This is a genomic window from Pseudomonas sp. LF-5 (genome assembly GCF_037626295.1).
GTDB classification, from domain to species: Bacteria; Pseudomonadota; Gammaproteobacteria; order Pseudomonadales; family Pseudomonadaceae; genus Aquipseudomonas; species Aquipseudomonas monsensis.
This window is the reverse complement of the sequence record NZ_JARKMT010000009.1, coordinates 70,741-92,666: the sequence shown is the minus strand read 5'-3', so window position 1 is coordinate 92,666 and position 21,926 is coordinate 70,741. Positions and strand designations below refer to the sequence as shown.

Here is a 21,926-nt window from a genome sequence, read left to right as displayed (position 1 = left end):
CCCTGCAGGAGTGAGTCACGAACGATCCAGCCCCATCGCAATCATCGGCTTGCTCCGCGCATACCGGCTCAACCGCTCGGTCATCGCCTGGGGCAGGGCCGGGTCGAAGCTGAACCCGCGCCGCTCATAAAAACCGCGCAAATCCGGATGACAGAACAACCACACCGGTTCCGTCACATCCTTGACGGCCGCCGCGATCAACTGCGCGGCAATCCCTTGTTCGCGGCACTGTGGATCAACAAACAAACCGGTCAACCAACGCCCGCCCGCGACCGGCCGCAAACACAGTGCGGCAACGATTTCCTCGCGCCGCGCCACCCACAATTGCGCATCGCGCACGGCTTTCATCGACGATTGGTGGCTGCGGTAGAACTTGTTCATCAACGGCCACAACGGCTCGTCGAGCAGGACGTACTGGGTATCGGGCATGGGATCGGACTGTCGGCGGGCAAAGCGGCGATTATAAAAGAACGCGCGAGGCGCGATAGGTGTATACCTGAGCCTACATCCCCTGTGAGTGGAGTACGCATCATGTCCAAAGGTATGGATTCAAAGAAAGCCGCGAAGAAGAAGCCGGCCAAGACCGCGATTGAAAAGCGTGCGGAGAAGAAAGCCAAGAAAGTCGACATCTTCGGTCATTGATCACGCCTTTCCGGAGCCCGGTTCTCGGGCTCCTGCCTGCACCCGGAAAATAATCTGCAAGATTTATCAATGTTGTTGCACAGAAGGGGAAAATTCCCGTTCCGAGCAACGCCATGCCCCATTACTTCGACGCCGCTCATCGCCAGCACATCGAAACCCTGCGCCAACGCTGGACCGCCCGCACCGAATGGCCGACCTGGCTGTTGCTGATCGGTGTCTATGTCGGGTGGTTTGCCATTGTCCTCAATAGCCAGTGGTTGGGGCGCGGCGTCAGCACATTGCTGTTGATTCCGCTGCTGGTGCTGTGGCTGTCGCTGCAACACGAATTGCTGCATGGGCATCCGACACGCTCGACTCGGGTGAACAAAATCCTCGGCTACGCGCCCTTCGCGGTGTGGTACCCGTACACGCTGTATCGCGACAGCCATTTGTTGCATCACCGCGATGAGCACCTGACGGTTCCCGGCGTCGATCCGGAAAGCCGCTACCTCAGCGCCGCGCGCTGGCACGGCAGTTCACTGTTCGAGCGCAGCCTGCACTGGCTGAACAAAACCGTACTCGGGCGTTTCGTCATGGGCGCGCCGCTAGCACTGCTTGCCCTGGCCACTGAAGAACTGCAACGCCTGAAACACGGCGAGCGCCAGGCTTGGCAGATGTGGCTGACCCACAGCGCTTTCACCCTGCTGATGCTGTGGTTCCTCGTCCGTTACAGTGTGTTGCCGGTGTGGCATTACCTGCTGTTGATCAGCGTGCCGGCGCTGTCGATCGCGATGATCCGCTCCTACTATGAGCATCGCCCTCATGCGCAACCGGAGCAACGCACCGTGCTCAACGAAGCTGCCTGGCCCTGGCGCTGGTTGTTTCTGAACCTGAATTTTCATCTGGTGCATCACGACTTGCCGGGCCTGGCATGGTACGACTTGCCCCGGGTTTACCGAAGGCATCGCGAGCAATGGGTGGCGCGCAGTGGCGGATTTCTGGTGCAGGGCTATGGGCAGTTGTGGCGGCAGAACGGGTTAAGGCCGATCGACAGTCCGCAGCATCCCTTTCACTGACACCACCTGGCCCTTGTGATAGCTGGAATTTTTTTGTCTGGAAAGTAAGTGTATGACCCGACATCACGTTGAACTGCAGATGTACACCGCCCCTGAGCCCATTCGAGCGGCCAACGAACACTGGATCACGCGCATCCTCGAACGCCTCGGCCTCTCGCGCCTCAATGCCGAGGGACTATCACTGCCCGAACTGTGGCTTTCGCCGGCTCTGCTGCTGACCCAGACCTGCGGCTATCCCTTGATGACCCTACTGCGCAGTCGGGTGCGCATCATTGGTCGACCACGCTACGAACTGTCCGACGCCAGCGCCGGCAGGCATTGCAGCCTGATTCTTTGCCGCGCTGATGACCCGCGCAAAAACCTCGCGGAGTTTCGCGACAGCCGTGGGGTGATCAACAGCGAGGACTCCAACAGCGGCATGAACCTGCTACGCCAGCGTCTGGCGCCGCTACATCACAACGGCCGGTTTTTCACCACGGTTGGCCTCAGCGGAGCGCACCGCGAGAGTCTGCGCTGGCTGCGTGAAGAACGCGGCGACCTGGCAGCCATCGACAGTGTCACCTATGCGTACCTTGCGCATTACGCGCCGGCTGAGGTCAGCGGTTTGCGGGTCGTGGCGCGCAGCGCGTTCAGTCCGACGTTGCCCTTTATCACCGCCGCTTCTGCCACTGACGAGCAGATCGAACACGTGCGCGCGGTGATGAATCAGGCATTGCGTGAACTGCCTGATGTGGCGCAGATCCTCGGCTTGCCTGAAGTGTTGCCCGCCAGCGAAAGCGATTATCAGATCGTGCTCGAGTATCAGCGTGAAGCTGAAGAGCTGGGCTATGGCGGCTTGCGTTAGACGCTCGCAGCCTGCATGGATCGCGTACCCCTGTAAGTGCTGCCAGAGACCGCGATCTTGGGTTGTAATATTCCAAAATAGAATATAAAAATAAAATTTAAATATTTTTAATGCATAAGGCGGCTTGCTACGATCGCGCCACCGGAACACCGGACATTCAGCGACCCCTCACCCAGGAGCCCCTATGTCCGGCGCCGATCTATCCCATCGCGACACTGTTGGCGGCCTGTTCCGCGCTCACTACCCCTGGCTGTGCACCTGGCTGCGCCGTCAACTGCACGACGCGGCGAGCGCCGAAGACCTCGCGGCGGAAACCTTCGCGCAGTTGCTTGAAGCCCCCGCACTCACCGCCATCCGCGAACCCCGCGCCTTGCTCACTACGATTGCGCAACGCCTGCTCTATCAGCATTGGCGCCGCGCTGATCTGGCGCGGCGCCATGCGCAGCAGGTCGATGTCGGGGTCGCCACTTCACCGGAAGAACTGACGCAACTGAGACAAACCCTGAGCCGTCTCGACCACAGCCTGCAGCGCTTGCCGGGCAAGGTTCGCTCGACCTTTCTGCTGGCGCGTGTCGATGGCCTGACCTACCCGCAAATCGCTGCCGAACTGGGCATCTCGCAACGTTCGGTCAGCGTCTACATGACCCGTTCGCAAGCACTGTGCGATCGCCACAGCGCCAACCAATCCCTACCCGACAAGAGGTCCGCATGAGATCAATCAAAACCCTGCTTGGCCGTTCGCTGCTGGCGCTGAGCCTGAGCATTGGCGCTGTTTCGGCTAGCGAGAAAACCGCGCCGATCCACTTCGGCGATATCACCTGGGAAAGTGGCAGTTTCATCACCGAAGTGCTGCGCCTGATCGTCGAAAAGGGCTATGGCTATCCGACCGACACGCTGCCCGGCAGCACCGTCAGCCTGGAGGCGGCGCTGGCGAAAAACGATATTCAGGTGATCGGCGAGGAGTGGGCCGGGCGCAGTCCAGCGTGGGTCAAGGCCGCCGCCGAGGGCAAGGTGTTTGGTCTGGGCGATACGGTCAAAGGCGCAACCGAAGGCTGGTGGGTGCCGGAGTACGTGATCAAGGGTGATCCCGAGCGCGGGATCAAACCGTTGGCGCCGGAGCTGAAATCGGTGGCCGATCTGCCGCGTTACAAGGAGGTGTTCCGCGACCCCGAAGATCCGTCCCGCGGGCGCTTCCTCAACAGCCCGACCGGCTGGACCTCGGAGATCGTCAACAGCCAGAAACTCAAGGCCTACGCCCTGAACGACAGTTTCGTCAACTTTCGCACCGGCTCCGGCGCGGCGCTGGATGCCGAGGTCGCGTCGTCGATCAAACGCGGCAAACCGGTGCTGTTCTACTACTGGTCGCCGACTCCGCTGTTGGGGCGCTTCAAACTGGTAAAACTGGAAGAGCCGCCATTCGATGCCGAGGCCTGGAAAACCCTGGCCGATGCCAATAACCCGAATCCCAGGGGCAGCCGTTCGATGCCGGCCAGTCTTGCAATTGGCGTGTCGGCAGCGTTCAAGGCGCAGTATCCGGAACTGGTGACGTTCTTCGAGAAAGTCGACTTGCCGATTGATCTGCTGAACCAGACCCTGGCGGCCATGAGCGAAAAGCGCCAACAGCCGAGAGTGGTGGCCGAGGCGTTCCTGCGTGATCAGCCGCAGGTGTGGAAGTCTTGGCTACCTGCGGATGTAGCTACCAAAGTGACTGGAAGTCTGTAAGTCATTTCTGTTGTTTCTGTAGTGCTTGTAATGGCCTCAGCATTGGCAAGCCAGATCCCACAAGACCTGCGCTGATTTGATCCAGCGCAGCCCCTGTGGGAGCTGGCTTGCCAGCGAAAGCGTCAGACCCGCCAACACCTGCCACCGCGCTGAACCGATTCTTGTGCAAAAAGTGCCAGATACTGGCCGACTAGTGGCCTTGCGCACGGCTTCGCGCTGTCTATGCTGACCTTTAACTGACTATGTCGACCGTCATGTCAATCCATGAGGGTCGTACACGGTTGGTCCGTGACTTCATGCTGCCAGAGTGCGCAATTAAAGGCACCGACACTGAACCGACAAGGAGCATCGTTTTACATGGAAGTTCTTCAACGCGTTAGGGCTGGCCCGCGTGCGGGCTATCAAGAGAAGGATGTCTTGATTAGAGCGTCGCTGCATGGACTCTCCGATTGACCATCATTTATCACCTGACAACTTCCTCCCGTGGAGGAGTGCGTGTGCCTGTTCTATGGAACGTAGTGGTGGATCTTGAAAGACCTGAACTTTCATCAAATCAAAAGACCGCGCGGAAGGTGATACAACCATGTTCAACCTACATCACAAGGCTGACCTGCAGGAAATCGAGCGTTTCAGCTGCGCCTTGACCGAAGCCAATGCCAAACTCGAAGCGATCAGCCGCTCGATGGCAATGATCGAATTCACGCCTGAAGGCATTGTTCTGGATGCCAACGAAAACTTCTGCAAGACCATGGGTTACAGCGCCGAGGAAGTGCGCGGCAAACATCACCGGGTATTTTGCGAAGAGGTGTATTACCGCAGCGAGGACTACGCCAGGTTGTGGCGTGACCTGGCCCGGGGCGAGCCGATCAGCGGCACGTTTCTGCGCTTGAACAAAAGCGGCAAGGAGATCTGGCTCGAAGCCAGTTACATGCCGGTGTACGGCGCGGACAAACAAGTCAAAAGTGTGATCAAAGTGGCGGCGGACATCACCGCACGGGTCAATAAAGAACATGAAGAAGAAAGCATGCTGGCGGCGATCAGCCGTTCGATGGCGGTGATCGAGTTCACTCCGGAAGGCAACGTGATTACCGCCAACGACAACTTTCTCAGAACGATGCAGTACTCGCTCAATGAAATCGTCGGTCACCACCACAGCCTGTTTTGTCACCGTTCCGAATCCGAGTCGGCGCAGTACAAGGCGTTCTGGGCATCACTCAATCGCGGCGAATACCACTCGCACCGTTTCGAGCGCAAGAACAAGTCCGGGCAAATGGTTTATCTCGAAGCCTCGTACAACCCGTTGTTCGATACCAAGGGCCGTTTGTACAAAGTGGTGAAGTTCGCCAGCGACATCACCCAGCAAATGACCACTTTGCAGAACGCGGCGGAATCGGCTCACAGCACCTCGGTACAAAACGACGCCTGCGCGCAAAAAGGCTCACAGGTCGTGCAGCAAACGGTGCAGATCATTCAGGACATTTCCCGCGACCTCAACGAAGCGGCGCGAAGCATCGACGCGGTCAACAAGCAGTCGGACATCATCGGCACCATCGTGCAGACCATTCGCGGGATTGCCGACCAGACCAACCTGCTGGCACTGAACGCCGCCATCGAGGCGGCGCGGGCCGGTGAACACGGGCGTGGTTTTGCGGTGGTGGCGGATGAGGTGCGAAGTCTGGCGGCGCGCACCAGTCAGGCGACGCTGGAAATTGTCGACGTGGTGCGCAAGAACCACGATCTGTCGCTGAGTGCGGTGTCGAGCATGCAGTCGAGCCTGAGCCGCACCGGGCTCGGGGTGGAACTGGCGAATGAAGCGGGGGAGGTGATCCTGGAAATTCAGCAGGGCTCACGGCATGTGGTGGATGCCATCGGGCAGTTCAATGCGACGCTGCAACTGAACTAGCCACCCCTGAACAACTGTAGAAGTGAGCCTGCTCGCGATTGCGGCGTGTCAGTCACCGGATAAGTAACTGATGTACCGTGATCGCGAGCAGGCTCACTCCTGCATTGGGTTTCATGCAACTTTCAGATCAAAGCGCAGCGAGAAACTTGTCCGCCAGTTTGTCACTGTCCTTGACGTCGTTGACGTTCTCTTTCTCCGATTGCGCCAGTTGCATCTTGTCCTGCAGGCGCTGGGCGATCTCTTTGGCCACCGCCAGTTGTTTCTCCGGCGGCAGGTTGGCGATGTCTTCTTCGGTCAGGCCCATGTCCTTGAGGATACTGTCGCGCAGCCGTTGTTCCGGCGTCTTGCTCATGTAGTCCTTGAACTCGTCGGTGGCGCTTTTGCCGGTGCCGCCGGTGGCATCGGTCGATTGCAGATTGACGCGGGTCTTGGCGAACGCTTCATCGACATTGTCGCTGATGCGCGAAGCTGCACTGACCTGTTGGGTCGCATTCTGGGTGGCCGAGTCCTGCACCTTGGCCGTGGCTTCCGTGCTTTGCGTCTGCACCTGGTTCTGCAGGGCTTGCAGCATCGCGCCGTGGAGGCCGCCTTGCAGACCTGCCGCCGCGGTGGCAGTGGCGTCTTCAGCCAGCCGCTTGGGCAGCGGTAGCGTTTCCATGTGTTTTGCACTGACCAACATGATGAATTGACCTGTAGGTAATGGCTGACCGCCGTACAGGAGCAATTACCGTGCCCGTTGCATAAGTTGTTGTGTTTCAGGGGGTTGGCGTATCAGCCAAGCGAAGAGGCGGTCAGCCGTTGCCGTCTCGCGGCAGAGGATGACCGCTCGGCTGTCAGCGATGGGCAATGTTCTCCAGCGCCAGATTGCGGGTGCGCGGGCCGAAATAGCCAATGGTCAGCATCACGATGAGCATGCTGCTGACGATGAACGCCAGCACCCCGGGTGTGCCGAAGTGATCGAGAAACACCCCGATCAACAGGCTGCTGAACACGGTCGACAATCGACTGAACGAATAGCAGAACCCCACCGCCCGGGCGCGGATGTTGGTGGGGAACAATTCGCTTTGGTAAGAGTGATAACTGAAGCTCAGCCAGGCGTTGCAGAAGGTGATCATCACCCCGCAGACAATCAGGCCGAACGCACTGGTCTGCCAGGCGAACAGGGTGCCGAAGGTCATCGAACCCAGGGCCGAACCGACGATCTGCCACTTGTTTTCGAACCGGTTGGCAAACTTCACGAACAGCAACGGCCCGAGCGGGTAGGCGAGGGTGATGATGAACGCATACATCAGGCTATGGGTGACGCTGACGCCCTGACCGGAAAGCAGCGCCGGCAACCAGTTGCCGAAACCGAAGAAGCCGATGGCCTGAAAGATGTGGAAAACGATCAGCATCAACGCGCGCCGACGATACGGCGATTGCCAGATATCAGCGAAACGCCCCTTGCCTTCGACATCGACCGGCACAGTTTCGGGCTGATCCAGTGGCTGGCGATGATCCTTTTCGCAGCGCGCCTCGATGTCATCGAGGATGCGGTGGGCTTCGTCGAAGCGGCCATGTTGCGCGAGCCAGCGCGGCGACTCCGGCAAGCGCTTGCGCAACCACCAGATAAACAGCGCGAACACCGCGCTGGCCAGCACCACCCAGCGCCAGCCGCTGATCCCGAACGGCGCCTGCGGCACCAGCCACCACGACATCAGCGCCACCGCTGGCACCGAGAGAAACTGCACGAAAAAGGCGAAGGCGAACGCCGAGCTGCGCATGCGCTTGGGCACCAGTTCCGAGAGATAGGCGTCGATGGTCACCAACTCGATACCCAAGCCAATACCCACCAGAAAACGCATGCAGATGATGCCCAACGCCGAACTCTGAACGCCCATCAGTACCGTGGCCACCGTGTACCAGACCAGCGCAAAGGTGAAGATCGCCCGCCGGCCGAAGCGATCGGCCAATGGGCTGAGCAGGCTGGCGCCGAGGAACAGGCCAAGGAACGTCGCCGAGGCAAACGCGGCCTGATCGGAGAAGCCAAACACGCCCTGATTGCCGGTGGCGAAGAGGCCGTCGCGGATCAAGCCGGGGCTGATGTAGGCGGTCTGGAACAGATCGTAGAGTTCGAAGAAACCGCCGATCGACAACAGCGCCACCAGTCGCCAGATCGTGGCGACGGCAGGGAGGCGGTCGATGCGGGCGGAAATCTCGGCGGCGCGTATCGGGTCGATGCCATCGCGTTGCGCGGTGGCCGGGGCGTGAGCAGTCATCGGCTGATCCATTTTTTATTGATGGAAAAGCTTAGCCTGCTATCGGAGTTCACGGATTGTGAATATCGGCGGTTTACCCGGAAAAGCCGCCGATTTCTTGCAATAACTGGTTACCAATTAACGATTTATGCCGCGGCGGGCGAATCGGGCAGCGCCGACGCCGGCAAGCCGAAGACGCGATCGAACAGCCAGTTGAAGGCGAACGTGTAGCACGGGATGAAGATGATCAACGCCAGATCCAGCAGGAATGCCTGCACCAGACTGATGTTCATCCACCACGCGATCAGTGGAATCAGGAACACGATCAGCGTCAGTTGAAAACCGACCGCGTGGGCGATCCGCCGTTTGACCGTGCGCGTGCGCGATGGCTGGCGGCTTTCCCAATGCTCGAACAGCGAGGTGTAGATGAAATTCCAGGTCACGGCGATGGTGGTGATGATCACCGCCAGGGGCCCGGTGCTGCCCGGCGAGGTGCCGGACAGCAGCGCCAGACCGAGGGCGGAGAAGGTCATGCCGATCACTTCATAGAGCGACACGTAGACCAGTTTGCGTTTGACGCCTTGCATGGGGTTTTGCCTCTTTCTTGCAGCGTGTTGGCCAGTGGGGCTGGCGAAGGCGATGAAAGATAGCTTCAATAGGTGTGACAGAAAAAGTCAGAAGCTTTCAGTTTCATTGATAGGTGAGTGGAGTGAATTTCAACAGTGACAGCATCGAACTGTTCCTCGCAGTGATCGAGCGCGGTTCGTTCTCCGCCGCCGCCCGGGCCTTGGGCAAAGTCCCCTCGGCGGTGAGCATGAGCATCGGCAACCTTGAGGCGGAACTCGGTTATTCGCTGTTCGACCGCAGCCATCGCGAGCCGAAACCGACGGCCATGGCCCTGTCGCTGGTGCCTCACGCACGGCTGATCGCCGAGCAACTCAAGCAGTTGCAAGTCCACGCGGTGGAACTGTCGTTGGGGCTGGAGAGCAAGTTGTCGATTGGCGTGGTTGCCGATATCGACCGTCGGCGTTTGCTGGCCGCGATCAAGGTGATTGCCGAGCGCCATCCGCTGCTCGACATCGAAGTGCTGACTGCGCCGCAGGATGACGTGCTGGCGATGTTGCACAGCGGCCGGGTCAGCGTGTGCCTGGCGTTTGCCGGGTTGAGCATGAACGTGCTGGAGCGCTTTCAGTTCGTCGGCAGCGAACGGATGATCGCCACGCTGGCGGCGGACAGTCCGTTGTTGCAGGGGCAGGATCTGTTTCTCGAAGACCTGGTGCACGTGCGGCAGATCTTCGTCGCCAGTCGTGATTTGCCGATCAGCGAAACCCGACCGCTGGTGGCCGAATCGCATTGGCGCACCGACACCCTGGAGGCGGCGCTGGAGATGGTCGAGGCGGGACTGGGCTGGGGCAATTTCCCGTTGTCGGTGGTGCAGCCGTGGCTGGACAGCGGGCGTTTGAAGCGGCTGAATTTCCGCAACATCGAAAACGGTCTGGTGCTGCCGGTGCATGCGGTGTGGCTCAAGAGCCAGCCGTTACAGAAGGGCGCGTTGGCGCTGGTCGAACTCCTGGGCGATTGACCGCGCGCAAATCCCACAGGGATTGCGGCTAAACCTCGGATTTGAGAACGCCACAAAAAACTGTGGGAGCTGGCTTGCCAGCGATAGCAGGGGGTCAGTCAACAATTTATCGACTGACTTGACGCCATCGCTGGCAAGCCAGCTCCCACAGGGATTTCGGGGTCAGGTACTTTCGCGGATTTTCAGTTCGAAGCCCATGTCTTCGACCGGCCGCGCCACGCGGTTGCCGGCCATCAACGTCAACATCTGCTCCGCCGCGCGCCGGCCAATCGCCTCGCGCGGGGTGTTGATACTGCTCAGGCGCGGCACCATGTGCTCGGACATCGGCAAGTCGTTGAAGCCAAGAATCGCCACCTGCTCGGGAATCTTGATGCCATTGCGCAACGCTTCCAGCAACGCTCCCTGCGCCAAATCGTCGTTGCCGAAGAAGATCGCATCGACGTCCGGATGCGCCGCCAGCAGTTGCAGGAACAACTCGCCGCCCAGGCCCACCGACGATGATCGCGGGGTCAGCACTTCCAGATCCGGGTCATACCGCCCGGCCTTCTGCAACGCTTTGCGGAAACCTTCGCCGCGCAACAACGTGCGCTGATCGAGTTGCGCGCCGATGTAGGCCAGACGCTTGCGCCCACGGGAGAGCAAATGTTCGGCCGCTGTTTCGCCGGCACTGAGTTGCGAGAAACCCACGCAATTCACGCCGGCGGCGCTGTCCAGTTCCATCATGTAGACGCAGGGAATGTTGCTGGCCTCGATCATCCGTCGCGAACTTTCCGTGCGATCAAACCCGGTCAGCAGCAAACCACGGGGCTGATAGGCCATGTAGTTACGCAGCAGGTTTTCTTCTTCATCGCGCGAATAGTGGAAGTTGCCGATCAGCACTTCAAAGCCCTTGGGCGTCAGCACGCGATGAATGGCTTCCAGCGTATCAATGAACAACAGGTTGGACAGCGATGGCACCAACACCACCACCGAGTGGCTCTGCGCCGAGGCCAGGGCGCGGGCGGCAGGGTTGACCACGTAGTTGAGTTCGAGGGCGGCTTTCTGGACTTTTTCCACCAGTTCAGTGGCCACGGTGCTGACCCCGCGCAGGGCGCGGGAGGCGGTAATCGGGCTCACCCCGGCGAGGCGGGCAACTTCGTTAAGGGTGGGACGGCCGGTGGTGCGAGTGTTTTTATCGTTTTTAGGGGTGGTCATCGGGCGGCTTGCCAAACAAAAATCAAGGCACTAAGGTAGCGCTGTCCTGATGCAGCTGCAAATGCGTGAGCGAGGTCCTGCCTGATCCTCGCTTTTTGGCGTTGGACGAAAACCTGCTGCAACCCAAAAAAACGACAAGAAGGCGTCGGCAACTTCTGCCTGTGCACTAGAGTCATAGCTAGCAAAGGTAGCGCTGTCTGCGCGCTGAGGTGTTATATGAGTCATCCCATCACCGCCCTGGTCATCATGGGCGTTGCCGGTTGCGGCAAGACGTGCGTCAGCGAGGCCCTGTGCCAATTGAGCGGCGCCACTGCCATTGAAGGCGATACTTTCCATCCGGCCGCGAACATCGAAAAGATGAGCGCGGGGATCCCCCTGAACGACGACGACCGTGCCGGCTGGCTCGACAGCCTGTGCGATGAGTTGCGTCGTGTCGATGCGCTGGGCGAGCGCCCGGTGCTGACCTGCTCGGCCCTTAAACACAGTTATCGCGAAGTGCTGCGCAGTGCCTTGCCGGGCCTGGGCTTCGTGTTTCTTGAGCTGACCCCTGAAGTGGCCGCCGAGCGTGTGTCCCACCGCCCGGGTCATTTCATGCCGGCCACGTTGATCGAAAGCCAGTTCGCCACGCTCGAATCGCCGAAAGGCGAGCCGTTGACCCTGGCGCTGAATGCCTCGATTCACAGTGTTGAAGAACTGGCGGCGCAGGCTCATGTCTGGTGGCAGGCCCACGGTCTGAAACAGGCGGTATGAGTGTGTTGAAAGAGATAGCGCTGTCCTCCCGACTTCTGTTTAACCCGTTTTAATAACAACAACAATCCAGGAGACACCCCCAATGTTTGGCATGTCCCACGACGCCTACCTGCTGCTCGATGCAGTGGTCACGGTAATCGGCCTGATTATCCTGATCACCAAATTCAAGATTCACCCGTTCATTTCCCTGACCATCGCGGCCGCGTTCCTCGGCCTGACGTCCGGCATGCCGATCGGCACCATCATCAAGGCGTTCCAGGACGGCTTCGGTGGCGTGCTCGGTTTCGTCGGCATCATCCTGGCGCTGGGCACCATGCTCGGCAAAATGATGGCCGAATCCGGCGGTGCCGACCAGATCGCCCAGACCCTGATCCGCGCCTTCGGCAAAGACAAGGTCCAGTGGGCGATGATGTTCGCCGCGTTTCTGGTGGGCATTCCGCTGTTCTTCGAAATCGGCTTTGTGCTGCTGATTCCGTTGGTGTTCATCGTTGCCCGTCGCACTGGTGTGTCGATCATCAAGATCGGTATCCCGCTGCTCGCCGGTCTGTCCGCCGTACACGGTCTGGTGCCACCGCACCCGGGGCCGCTGCTGGCCATCGGCGTATTCGGTGCTGACATCGGCAAGACCATTCTTTACGGTCTGATCGTTGCGCTGCCGACGGCAATCATTGCCGGTCCGATCTTCGGTACGTTTATCGCCAAGCACATTCCGGGTCACCCGAATCAGGAACTGGTCGATCAACTGGCCCGCGAAAATGACGACTCGACTACGCTGCCTAGCTTCAGCATCACCCTGATCACCGTGCTGCTGCCGGTATTCCTGATGCTGCTGAAAACCTTCGCGGACGTGGCGCTGCCGGACGGTCATTTCTTCCGCACCTGGATGGACATGATCGGTCACCCGATCTCGGCACTGCTGCTGGCCTTGCTGCTGTCGCTGTACACCTTCGGGCACAAGCAGGGCATCGGTTCCCAGCAGATGCTCAAGTGGCTCGACGCGAGCCTGGCGCCGACCGCTGCGATCATCCTGATCATCGGCGCCGGCGGTGGCTTCAAGCAGATGCTGGTGACCAGTGGTGTAGGTGACGTGATCGGCCACATGGCGGTGAGCGCACAGATCTCGCCGATCCTGCTGGCGTGGCTGGTGGCGGCGGTGATTCGTATCGCTACCGGTTCGGCAACTGTGGCGACCATTACCGGCGCGGGCATTGTCGTGCCGGTGGTCGGGATGATCCCGGGTGTCAACCGTGAGCTGCTGGTACTCGCGACTGGCGCGGGTTCGTTGATCCTGTCCCACGTTAACGACGCCGGTTTCTGGCTGGTGAAGCAGTACTTCAACATGACCGTGGCCGAGACGTTCAAGACCTGGACGGCGATGGAAACCATCCTGTCCATCGTCGCGTTGGGCTTTATCCTGCTGTTGTCGCTGTTCGTTTAAGCGGCTTCTTGCAGGCACAAAAAAACCGCAGCGATGCGGTTTTTTTGTGGGTGATGATTTCTTCGCTACACACAAAGCCAATGTGGGAGCGAACCTGCTCGCGAAAGCGGTGGGTCAGTCAGCTTTGATGTAGCTGACACGACGCCTTCGCGAGCAAGCTCGCTCCCACAGGGGATAGGTGTCAGGCGGAAGTTTTTGGACTCAGGCCATCGGCCCGGAACATCCCGCGAATCCCGCGCACTGCCTGACGAATCCGGTCCTGGTTTTCGATCAGCGCGAAGCGCACGTGATCATCGCCATACTCACCAAAACCCACCCCCGGCGAGACGCAGACCTTGGCCTCGGCCAGCAACTTCTTGGCGAACTCCAGCGAACCCAGATGCGCGTACTGCTCAGGAATCTTCGCCCAGACATACATCGAAGCCTTCGGGTTCTCGACCATCCAGCCCAGTTCATGCAGGCCTTTGACCAGTACGTTGCGGCGTTGGCGATACTGCTCGGCGATGTCGCGCACGCACTGCTGATCACCTTCCAGCGCGGCAATCGCCGCCACTTGCAGCGGGGTGAAGGTGCCGTAGTCGTGGTAGCTCTTGATCCGCGCCAGCGCATTGACCAGCTCCGGGTTGCCGACCATGAAACCGATCCGCCAGCCGGCCATGTTGTAGCTCTTGGACAGGGTGAAAAACTCCACCGCGATGTCCTTGGCGCCCGGCACCTGCATGATCGACGGGGCTTTCCAGCCGTCGTAGACGATGTCGGCGTACGCCAGGTCGTGAATCACCAGCACGTCGTACTGCTTGGCGAGGGCGATCACCCGTTCGAAGAAATCCAGCTCCACGCACTGTGCGGTGGGGTTGGACGGGAAGCCGAGGATCATCATCTTCGGCTTCGGGATCGAGCCGCGGATGGCGCGTTCCAGTTCGGCGAAGAAGTCCACGCCCGGCACCAACGGCACCGAACGTACCTGGGCGCCGGCAATCACTGCGCCGTAGATGTGAATCGGGTAACTCGGGTTCGGCACCAGTACGGTGTCGCCCTGATCCAGGGTCGCCAGCATCAGGTGCGCCAGGCCTTCCTTGGAGCCGATGGTGACAATGGCTTCGCTTTCCGGGTCGATGTCGACCGCGTAGCGTTCCTTGTACCAGTTGGAAATCGCCCGACGCAGGCGCGGAATGCCCTTGGACGTGGAGTAACCGTGGGTGTCTTCGCGCTGCGCGACCTGCACCAGTTTTTCGACAATGTGCGGCGGTGTGGCCCCGTCGGGGTTGCCCATGCTCAGGTCGATGATGTCTTCACCACGCCGCCTGGCGGCCATCTTCAGTTCGGCGGTGATGTTGAAAACGTAAGGGGGGAGTCGATCTATGCGCGCAAAGCGGCGCGGCGAACCTTGTTCAGCCATTGTTGCCTCGGATAACGTAAGCGCCCGGAACCGTCCGAGCGACGCTGGTCACTGCGGTGACCTGTTGGCGAAGATAAGGGCTGTGATGGCAGACTGTCCAGCCCCCGGTGTTCAAACAATCGTTAAACAAATTTTTTCCAAGGAAATCGGTAGATGGAATTCACCAGCGGCTTCTTGCTGAGCCTCTCGCTGTGCCTGGACATCGGCGTGGCCAACATCGCGATGATTACCCTGGCGATGCAGCGCGGTTACTTCCAGGGCTTCGCGCTGGGCCTCGGTACCTGCGTCGGTGATCTGATCTACGCGGTGCTGGCGCTGGCCGGGATGACCGTGCTGCTGCAATACGAAACGGTGCGCTGGGTCCTGTGGATCGGCGGTTCGGCGCTGCTGATCTATTTCGCGGCGAAGATGATCTACTCGGCGATTCACCACGAGGCGCAACTGGCGGCGACCGCAGAAGTGGGGCAGAACTCGCACCGCAAGGAGTTCTTTCGCGGGATCTTCCTCGCCATGTCCTCGCCAAGCGCGATTCTGTGGTTCGCGGCAGTGGGCGGCACCTTGATCGCCCGTTCCGGCGGTGGTGGTCCGGTCAGTTCGGCGCTGTTCCTCGGCGGGTTTCTCTGCGCCGGGCTGCTGTGGTCGGCCGGTTTGTGCTTTGCCGCGAGCCACGGCGGCAAGTTGCTCGGCGACAAGCTGTTGCGTTACTCCTACATGGCATCGGCGGCGATCTTCTGCTATTTCGCGGTTTACGTGATCGTATCCGGTTATAACGAGTTCGTTGGCTCCGGGGCGGCCGACCAGTTGCACGCCTTGTAACATTGCGAATCGGGTTTGGCTTCTATACTCACCTGCCGAACCCCTTTTTTTGTTCCAGGAGTCGAGTCATGGATGAGCAAAAACGCGTCGAAGTGTCAGAACCTCGCTTCGAACATGGACACTTCCTGCTGATTGCAGGATTTCGTGGACGATTTACCCAGGACAGCGCCAAGGACATCCCCGCACTGTGGGAAAAGTTCTTGCCGCACCTGGGAAAGATACAGGGACAAAAAAACGAAGTGACCTACGGCGTCTGCAGTAACTTCGATGGCCAGGGCGGCTTCGATTACATCGCCGGGGTGGAAATCAGCAAGCTCGATGACCTTGACCAGAAGGTCTACCAGTGGATCGAAGTGTTGCCCAGGCAGTATGCGGTGTTCGAGCACAAGGGACCGCTCGATCAGTTGCCGCAGACTCTGCAGTACATCTACAAGACCTGGCTGCCGACGTCCCATTACGTGGAACTCAACGCGCCGGAAATCGAGCGTTACAGCGCCGATTTCAATCCGCGGCTGCACACCGGCAAACTGGAAATCTGCGTACCGGTCGACACCCGGGCCTGAGCGCATAAGCATGAGGCGGATCAATGATCCGCCTCATGCTTTTCAACCGCGTTTACCTTTGCCCACCCGTCGCGCCCGCAACAGGTCGATGCCCAGGGTGATAAAGCCGAACGTACTGATGCCCAACACCATCAACAGGCCGATTTCCACGCTGCTCATAAGCGGTTTCCCCCAAGGGTGATCAGAGACACGCCTCAGAAATAGCTCGCCGCCGGCACGAAGAAAAGCGCTTATACGCAGGCTTTACGCGCCCTGCACAGATCGATATGGGCACCTTATTCCTTTATGCTTTGCGCACTTTTCTCCGCTGATTTTCGAGCTGCCATGAACACCCTCATCCGCAACGTCACCGCTGCCGACCTGGACCGCTGCTACGCCATCGAAACCGTTGCCTATGAAGGCGATGAAGCCGCCACCCGCGAGAAGATCGCCACTCGCATCGCCACCTGGCCGCAAGGCTTTATCGTCGCCGAGGTGGACGGGGTGGTCGCCGGTTTCGTCAACTCCGGTGCGGCGTTTGATGTGCAGATGTCGGACGAGGCGTTCAAGGAGCTGATCGGCCACGATCCGCAAGGGCCGAACGTGGTGATCATGTCGGTGGTGGTGCACCCGGACTACCAGGGTCAGGGCCTGGCCAAGCGCCTGATGGCCGAGTTCATCGAACGCATGCGCGGGATGGATAAAGCGACGATTCATCTGATGTGCAAGGAGAAGCACATCCCGCTTTATGCCGGGTTTGGCTTTGCCTACATCAAGCCGTCAGAGTCCGATCATGGCGGGATGGCGTGGCACGAGATGATCCTCACTATGTAAGACATCACTCATAACCTGTGGGAGCTGGCTTGCCAGCGATAGCGGTGGGTCAGTCGACATCAACGTCTGATGTGCCGACGCCATCGCTGGCAAGCCAGCTCCCACAGGTTCTAGCGGTGTTTGCAATTCCCCGTTCAGTAGAGAGTGTCGCTTACTCTTTTCGGCGCTTCCCGATCGTAGGTCTCGGCATCAAACTGCCCGTCATTCAGGCGCTTGTGAAAGGCGCCGGCAGAGGGCAGGGCCGAGCGCGGCAGGTGGGTTTGCGGGTTCCACGCGTCCGAACGTACAAACGCTTTCGAACAATGAAAAAACGCTGCCTCCACCGTCACCAGCAACACCGTTTTCGCCGGTTTGCCATTCACCGCAAAGCTTTCCAGCAGTTCGGGATCTGCACTGATGGTCGCGGTGCCATTGACCCGCAGCGTCTCGCCAATCCCCGGAATGATAAACAGCAGTGACACTCGCGGATCGTGCAGCACATTGCGCAGGGTGTCGATGCGGTTGTTGCCCGGGCGATCCGGCAGGGCCAGGGTGTTTTGATCAATGATCCGCACAAATCCTGGCGCATCGCCCCGCGGCGAATTGTCGAGACCGTCGGCGCCCACCGAACTGACGATCACCAGCGGCGACAGGCGCACCATCGCCTGATAGTCCTCGTTGAGAAAGCCGATCTGCTTGCGCACCGCGCGCTCGTGGGGCAATCCGTATATCGCTTCCAGTGCTTCGATTGATTCGATCATCGTGCAATCCTTGCTGACTCAGAAAAACAGCCCCATGCGCCGCTCGTAACCGATCCGGCCCTTGTACGCTTCGCCGCTGTCGACGAAGCCGTATTTGGCGTACAGCGCGATCGCTGCGTCGTTATCCGCATCCACCGACAGCTCCAGGCCCTTGATCTCCGGCCATGCTTCACGCGCCACGGCGGGCAATGCTTGCAGGCAGGCCTTGCCGTAACCCTTGCCCTGTGCCCGATGGTCGACCTGCAAAGCGTGCAGGGTGGCGCTGTGTGCATCGGCCCAGTCCGGCAACACGGGCGGGCGCTTGAGCAGCAGGAACGCCACCGGTACTTCCTCCGCCAGCAGCGCGAAGCCCTTCACGCCGGGGCCGGGTCTGGACAGCAGCGTGTGCAGCGCGCCATGGATGTCGCCGGAAAACTTGATCTGCTCGGGATGGATTTCAATCGCCTCGACTTGCTGACGCTGCAAAGGGCTCAGGCTGTCGTACGGCACAAGTTGGGCTGACACGGGAATTTCCTTTTTCCTACAAAGATAAGCCTCGGATTCTAGCGATTTTGTCTTCGGCGGAAATTTTTTGTTTCGTCTGTCGATCCGTTCGATGGCTGAACGACTAAGGGTGTCTTCACCACAAAAACCGGAGAACACCATGAGCGCACACGCTGACATCCAGAGCCTGATCAATACTTACCGCGAGGCGGTGATGAGCAAAAACGTCGAGCAAGTCATGGCGTTGTACGCCGACGACATCGTCTCGTTCGATGCGATCAAGGCCCTGCAATTCAAGGGCAAGGCGGCCTACCGCGCACACTGGGAAGCCTGCATGGAAATGTGTGCCGGCCCGCACGTTTTCGAGTTCCACGAGCTCGCCATCGAGACCGCCGACAACCTCGCCTTCGCCCACTGGGTCGCGCATTGCGGCGGGACCAACGACAAGGGCGAAACCCAGAGCTGCTGGATGCGCGCCACCGCGTGTTATCGGCAGGTGGGCGGGACGTGGAAGATTGCCCACGAGCATTGGTCGGCCCCGTTCGATCCGATGAGCGGCACCACGCTGTTCGACGTGCAGCCCTGATCTTCAGCCATAGTTGATCCGTTCGAATCAGGAGAAAGCCATGAAGTATCTATGCCTGGTCTACAGCGATGAGCGCCTGCTGCACACGTCGCCCGACAGCCCGGAAGACGCCGAATGCTGGGCGTATGCCGAGTCGATTCAGGGCAGCGGCCGCATGGTTGCCGCCGAAGCGTTGGAGTCGGTGCAGACCGCGACCACGGTGCGCATGCGCAACGGCAAGCTGTCGATCACCGATGGCCCGTTCGCGGAAACCAAGGAGCAACTGGCCGGTTTCTACCTGATCGACGCCAAGGACCTCAACGAAGCGATTCAGGTCGCCGGCAACATTCCGGCGGCCCGGGTCGGCAGCGTCGAAGTGCGCCCGGTGCGGCAGCTGAATGTCTGACGTCCGGGCGCGGGTCGAGCAGGTCTATCGCGAGGATTCGCGGCGGATCCTCGCGACGCTGATTCGCCTGCTCGGCGATTTCGACCTCGCCGAAGAAGCCTTGCACGAGGCGTTCTTCGTCGCAGTCGAGCGCTGGCAGCGCGACGGTGTACCGGACAATCCGCGCACCTGGCTGGTGTCCACCGGGCGCTTCAAGGCCATCGACGTGTTGCGCCGACGTGCGCGTTTCAAAGCCTCGCAGCCGTTGCTGCGGGCGCAACTTGAAGAACTGGAACAGGCCGACTGGAGTGGCGAAGATGTGGAAGACGATCGCCTGCGGTTGATCTTCACCTGCTGTCACCCGGCGCTGGCGGCGGATGCGCAAGTGCCGCTGACCTTGCGCGAAGTCTGCGACCTCACCACTGAAGAAATTGCCCGCGCCTTTCTCTCGGCGCCGGCGGCCATCGCCCAGCGCATCGTGCGGGCCAAAGCCAAGATCCGTGACGCGAAAATCCCCTATCAAGTCCCCGGCCTGAGCGAACTGCCCGAACGCCTCGACAGCGTGTTGCGGGTGATCTATCTGGTGTTTAACGAAGGCTATTCGGCGTCGATGGGGGCTGAACTGATCCGTGAAGACCTGACCCGCGAGGCGATCAGGCTCGGGCGTTTGCTGATGGAGCTGCTGCCGGAACCGGAGGTGATGGGGCTGTTGGCGTTGATGCTGCTGCACGAGTCGCGGCGTCCGGCGCGTACCTCGCCGGACGGCGAGTTGGTACTGCTGGATGACCAGGACCGCTCGCGCTGGGATGCCGCGCTGATTGTCGAAGGTTGCGCACTGGTGGAGCGGGCGCTGACCACGCGGCGATTCGGCCCGTATTGCCTGCAAGCGGCGATTGCTGCGGTGCATGCCGAGGCGCCTTCAGCGGCGCAAACGGATTGGCAGCAGATCGTCGGGCTGTATGACGTATTGCTCCGGGCGATGCCATCGCCGGTGATCGAACTGAACCGCGCGGTGGCGGTGGCCAAACGGGATGGGGCGTTGGCCGGGTTGACGCTGATCGAGGGGATCCTGGATCGCGGCGAGTTGCAGGATTACCACCTGGCGCATTCGGCGCGGGCGGAGTTCTGTCGGCAGTTGGGGCGGGTGGAGCAGGCGCGGCTGGCGTATCGGCGAGCGCTGGAGCTGACGCGGCAGGAGCCGGAGCGGCGGTTTATCGAGGGGCGGCTGAGCGAGCTGGATTGACCCGAGACCTTCAGTGGCAGTGTCGGCCTCTTCGCGAGCAAGCTCGCTCCCACAGGTGATCGCATGAGCGAGCTTGCTCGCGAAGAGGTCAGTAAGGCCTGTATCAATAAATCAGGCCTGCTCGCGAATGGGCGCGCCACCTATTCCAGCATCTTGCTCAACAACCAGCTCCCCGCCGGCCCTGGCGGATAAATCCGCGACCACAACGCATCGACGTACACCGGTCGTGGCCAGCCGCGCACGGTCAGTTCCACCAGCGAGCCATTACCGAAGCGCCCCACCAGCCAGCGCGGCAGCGCCGCCCAGCCAAAGCCCATCTCGGCCATTTCCATCAACATCAGGTAACTCGGTGCGGACCACACCCGGCCCTTCGCCCGGCTGTCGTAGGGATTGACGATGGTCGCCAGCCGCAACTCGCGATGCTGCTGCAGAACCGCCTGATCGATATTTTCGACGCCGGTCAGGTTGTGGTCGTCCTTCACGAACAGGGCAATGTCTGTGCGCTCGGCCACCGTCGAGGTCACCAGATCCGGCGGATAGCTGTCCTGCATTTCGGCAAACGCCAGATGTGCGCGACCACGCTGGACCAGTTCGATGAGGTCGTCGCACTCGGCGATCAGGCATTCCAGCTCCAGATCGGGATAACGCTGCTCGAACTCGACCAGCGCCGCTTCGAAGCGCGCCGATTGGTAGGTATCGGAAAGCGCCACGGTCAGCTTCGGCTCGACGCCTTCGGCCAGTTGCCGCGCCGTCATTTCCATGCGACTGCTGGCCGCCAGAATCGCTTCGGCCCGTTGCAGCATCACATGGCCGGCCGGGGTCAGGCTCGGTTTGCGGCTGGTGCGATCGAACAGTTGCAGATCGAGGTCGATCTCCAGGCTGGCCACTGCCGCGCTGATGGTCGACTGACTGCGCCCCAGTTTGCGCGCCGCCGCCGAGAACGAACCTTGGGTCGCCGCCTGGACGAACGCCAGCAGCACTTCCTGCGAAATCATCAACTATCGCCTTGGTAGATGGTTATTGGTTATGAAGTATCGGTATCCAAGTGGATCATGGCAACCATCTTCACAGAGGAGTCAGGCCATGACTGCCAATAAATCCATCGTTGAACGAATTTGCCAGGCCATCGGTTTCGAACTGCTGGCGATCCTGATCTGTACCCCGTTGCTGGCGTGGATCATGGATAAACCGCTGCTCGACATGGGCGCGGTGACCGTGCTGATCGCGTTGTTGGCACTGGCGTGGAACGTGGTGTTCAACCGCTTCTTCGACCGCATGCTTGCGCGCCTGAACGTCGCCCACACCGCTTGGGTGCGCGTGATCCATGCGCTGCTGTTCGAAGGGGGCTTGATCGTGATGGGCGTGCCGCTGATTGCCTGGTGGCTGTCGGTCAGCCTGTGGCAGGCGTTCCTGCTGGACATCGGCGTGCTGTTGTTCTTCCTGCCGTACACCTACGTGTATCACTGGGGCTATGACGTGGTGCGGGAGCGCTTCTTGATGTCGCGTGCGGTTTAAATCCGGACTACAACCTGTGGCGAGGAGCGCTTGCTCC

General features: G+C 60.2%; 24 protein-coding genes and 1 pseudogene. 16 read left to right on the top strand and 9 right to left on the bottom strand.

From position 1 onward, the window contains the following. Positions 1-15: 15 nt before the first annotated feature. Entirely contained in the window at positions 16-429 is a 414-nt protein-coding gene (locus tag PseuLF5_RS22080; protein WP_128615763.1) for a GNAT family N-acetyltransferase, read from the bottom strand. Positions 430-755: 326 nt separating this feature from the next. On the opposite strand from PseuLF5_RS22080, the gene PseuLF5_RS22075 reads away from it, so the two are divergent. The 6 genes and pseudogenes from PseuLF5_RS22075 (at position 756) to PseuLF5_RS28315 (ending at position 6,166) form a co-directional block, all read left to right on the top strand. Continuing rightward, positions 756-1,697: a fatty acid desaturase gene (locus PseuLF5_RS22075; protein ID WP_186746656.1), complete on the top strand. Its 942-nt coding sequence runs from the start codon at positions 756-758 to the stop codon at positions 1,695-1,697. Positions 1,698-1,749: 52 nt separating this feature from the next. Next, entirely contained in the window at positions 1,750-2,541 is a 792-nt protein-coding gene (locus PseuLF5_RS22070) for a phosphate/phosphite/phosphonate ABC transporter substrate-binding protein (RefSeq protein WP_340134762.1), read from the top strand. A gap of 184 nt (positions 2,542-2,725) precedes the next feature. Next, the gene (locus PseuLF5_RS22065; protein WP_322376168.1) at positions 2,726-3,253 is read left to right on the top strand and encodes a sigma-70 family RNA polymerase sigma factor; all 528 of its coding nucleotides are present in this window, start codon (positions 2,726-2,728) and stop codon (positions 3,251-3,253) included. Then, entirely contained in the window at positions 3,250-4,263 is a 1,014-nt protein-coding gene (locus PseuLF5_RS22060) for an ABC transporter substrate-binding protein (protein WP_128615733.1), read from the top strand. The genes PseuLF5_RS22065 and PseuLF5_RS22060 overlap by 4 nt, the downstream gene beginning before the upstream one ends. Before the next feature lie 583 nt (positions 4,264-4,846). Further along, a pseudogene (locus PseuLF5_RS28320) lies at positions 4,847-5,623 on the top strand (PAS domain-containing protein); the annotation flags it as partial. Positions 5,624-5,626: 3 nt separating this feature from the next. Further along, positions 5,627-6,166, top strand: a complete 540-nt coding sequence (locus PseuLF5_RS28315; protein ID WP_225931099.1) for a methyl-accepting chemotaxis protein — start codon at positions 5,627-5,629, stop codon at positions 6,164-6,166. Between the two features lie 127 nt (positions 6,167-6,293). Here the strand turns inward: PseuLF5_RS28315 and PseuLF5_RS22050 are convergent, their stop codons facing one another. From PseuLF5_RS22050 to PseuLF5_RS22040, 3 genes are all read right to left on the bottom strand, one after another. Beyond that, positions 6,294-6,845: a hypothetical protein gene (locus PseuLF5_RS22050; RefSeq protein ID WP_123467106.1), complete on the bottom strand. Its 552-nt coding sequence runs from the start codon at positions 6,843-6,845 to the stop codon at positions 6,294-6,296. Between the two features lie 154 nt (positions 6,846-6,999). Continuing rightward, a complete protein-coding gene (locus PseuLF5_RS22045; protein ID WP_340134761.1) occupies positions 7,000-8,424 on the bottom strand; it encodes an MFS transporter in 1,425 nt (474 codons plus the stop codon). Between the two features lie 125 nt (positions 8,425-8,549). Further along, on the bottom strand, positions 8,550-8,990 hold the full coding sequence (locus PseuLF5_RS22040) for a PACE efflux transporter (RefSeq protein WP_123467101.1): 441 nt from the start codon (positions 8,988-8,990) through the stop codon (positions 8,550-8,552). A gap of 122 nt (positions 8,991-9,112) precedes the next feature. Here PseuLF5_RS22040 and PseuLF5_RS22035 point away from each other — a divergent pair, with 122 nt between their 5' ends. Beyond that, entirely contained in the window at positions 9,113-9,985 is an 873-nt protein-coding gene (locus PseuLF5_RS22035) for a LysR family transcriptional regulator (RefSeq protein ID WP_340134760.1), read from the top strand. 162 nt (positions 9,986-10,147) lie between these two features. Here PseuLF5_RS22035 and PseuLF5_RS22030 read toward each other — a convergent pair whose 3' ends face one another. Then, positions 10,148-11,179 carry a LacI family DNA-binding transcriptional regulator gene (locus tag PseuLF5_RS22030; protein ID WP_267801951.1) on the bottom strand — a complete coding sequence of 344 codons (1,032 nt, stop codon included), beginning with the start codon at positions 11,177-11,179 and terminating at the stop codon, positions 10,148-10,150. 216 nt (positions 11,180-11,395) lie between these two features. On the opposite strand from PseuLF5_RS22030, the gene PseuLF5_RS22025 reads away from it, so the two are divergent. After that, positions 11,396-11,929: a gluconokinase gene (locus PseuLF5_RS22025; protein ID WP_123467095.1), complete on the top strand. Its 534-nt coding sequence runs from the start codon at positions 11,396-11,398 to the stop codon at positions 11,927-11,929. Between the two features lie 82 nt (positions 11,930-12,011). Beyond that, on the top strand, positions 12,012-13,367 hold the full coding sequence (locus PseuLF5_RS22020; RefSeq protein ID WP_095048166.1) for a GntP family permease: 1,356 nt from the start codon (positions 12,012-12,014) through the stop codon (positions 13,365-13,367). Positions 13,368-13,548: 181 nt separating this feature from the next. On the opposite strand, the gene alaC is transcribed toward PseuLF5_RS22020, so the two are convergent. Further along, a complete protein-coding gene (gene alaC / locus PseuLF5_RS22015) occupies positions 13,549-14,766 on the bottom strand; it encodes an alanine transaminase (protein WP_128613976.1) in 1,218 nt (405 codons plus the stop codon). 153 nt (positions 14,767-14,919) lie between these two features. Between alaC and PseuLF5_RS22010 the strand changes: the two genes are divergently transcribed. The 3 genes from PseuLF5_RS22010 (at position 14,920) to PseuLF5_RS22000 (ending at position 16,958) form a co-directional block, all read left to right on the top strand. Beyond that, a complete protein-coding gene (locus tag PseuLF5_RS22010; protein ID WP_123467091.1) occupies positions 14,920-15,582 on the top strand; it encodes a LysE family translocator in 663 nt (220 codons plus the stop codon). 68 nt (positions 15,583-15,650) lie between these two features. Next, positions 15,651-16,145, top strand: a complete 495-nt coding sequence (locus PseuLF5_RS22005; protein WP_123467089.1) for a GyrI-like domain-containing protein — start codon at positions 15,651-15,653, stop codon at positions 16,143-16,145. 324 nt (positions 16,146-16,469) lie between these two features. Next, positions 16,470-16,958, top strand: coding sequence for a GNAT family N-acetyltransferase (locus PseuLF5_RS22000; RefSeq protein ID WP_340134759.1), 489 nt, complete (start codon positions 16,470-16,472; stop codon positions 16,956-16,958). 134 nt (positions 16,959-17,092) lie between these two features. Here PseuLF5_RS22000 and PseuLF5_RS21995 read toward each other — a convergent pair whose 3' ends face one another. Both PseuLF5_RS21995 and PseuLF5_RS21990 read right to left on the bottom strand, forming a co-directional pair. Further along, entirely contained in the window at positions 17,093-17,698 is a 606-nt protein-coding gene (locus tag PseuLF5_RS21995) for a pyridoxamine 5'-phosphate oxidase family protein (protein ID WP_123467085.1), read from the bottom strand. A gap of 18 nt (positions 17,699-17,716) precedes the next feature. Then, entirely contained in the window at positions 17,717-18,202 is a 486-nt protein-coding gene (locus tag PseuLF5_RS21990; protein WP_123467083.1) for a GNAT family N-acetyltransferase, read from the bottom strand. A gap of 139 nt (positions 18,203-18,341) precedes the next feature. On the opposite strand from PseuLF5_RS21990, the gene PseuLF5_RS21985 reads away from it, so the two are divergent. Genes PseuLF5_RS21985 through PseuLF5_RS21975 form a run of 3 tightly spaced genes read left to right on the top strand, consistent with a single transcriptional unit; the run spans position 18,342 to position 20,374 of the window. After that, on the top strand, positions 18,342-18,767 hold the full coding sequence (locus tag PseuLF5_RS21985) for a YybH family protein (protein WP_340134758.1): 426 nt from the start codon (positions 18,342-18,344) through the stop codon (positions 18,765-18,767). Positions 18,768-18,807: 40 nt separating this feature from the next. Beyond that, positions 18,808-19,152: a YciI family protein gene (locus PseuLF5_RS21980; protein ID WP_007969364.1), complete on the top strand. Its 345-nt coding sequence runs from the start codon at positions 18,808-18,810 to the stop codon at positions 19,150-19,152. Beyond that, positions 19,145-20,374: an RNA polymerase sigma factor gene (locus PseuLF5_RS21975; RefSeq protein WP_340134757.1), complete on the top strand. Its 1,230-nt coding sequence runs from the start codon at positions 19,145-19,147 to the stop codon at positions 20,372-20,374. The genes PseuLF5_RS21980 and PseuLF5_RS21975 overlap by 8 nt, the downstream gene beginning before the upstream one ends. A gap of 140 nt (positions 20,375-20,514) precedes the next feature. Here PseuLF5_RS21975 and PseuLF5_RS21970 read toward each other — a convergent pair whose 3' ends face one another. Further along, positions 20,515-21,369, bottom strand: coding sequence for a LysR family transcriptional regulator (locus PseuLF5_RS21970; RefSeq protein WP_123467077.1), 855 nt, complete (start codon positions 21,367-21,369; stop codon positions 20,515-20,517). A gap of 88 nt (positions 21,370-21,457) precedes the next feature. Between PseuLF5_RS21970 and PseuLF5_RS21965 the strand changes: the two genes are divergently transcribed. After that, positions 21,458-21,889 (top strand): multidrug/biocide efflux PACE transporter, encoded by a 432-nt coding sequence (locus PseuLF5_RS21965; RefSeq protein WP_128616035.1) that lies wholly within the window; start codon positions 21,458-21,460, stop codon positions 21,887-21,889. Positions 21,890-21,926: the final 37 nt, after the last annotated feature.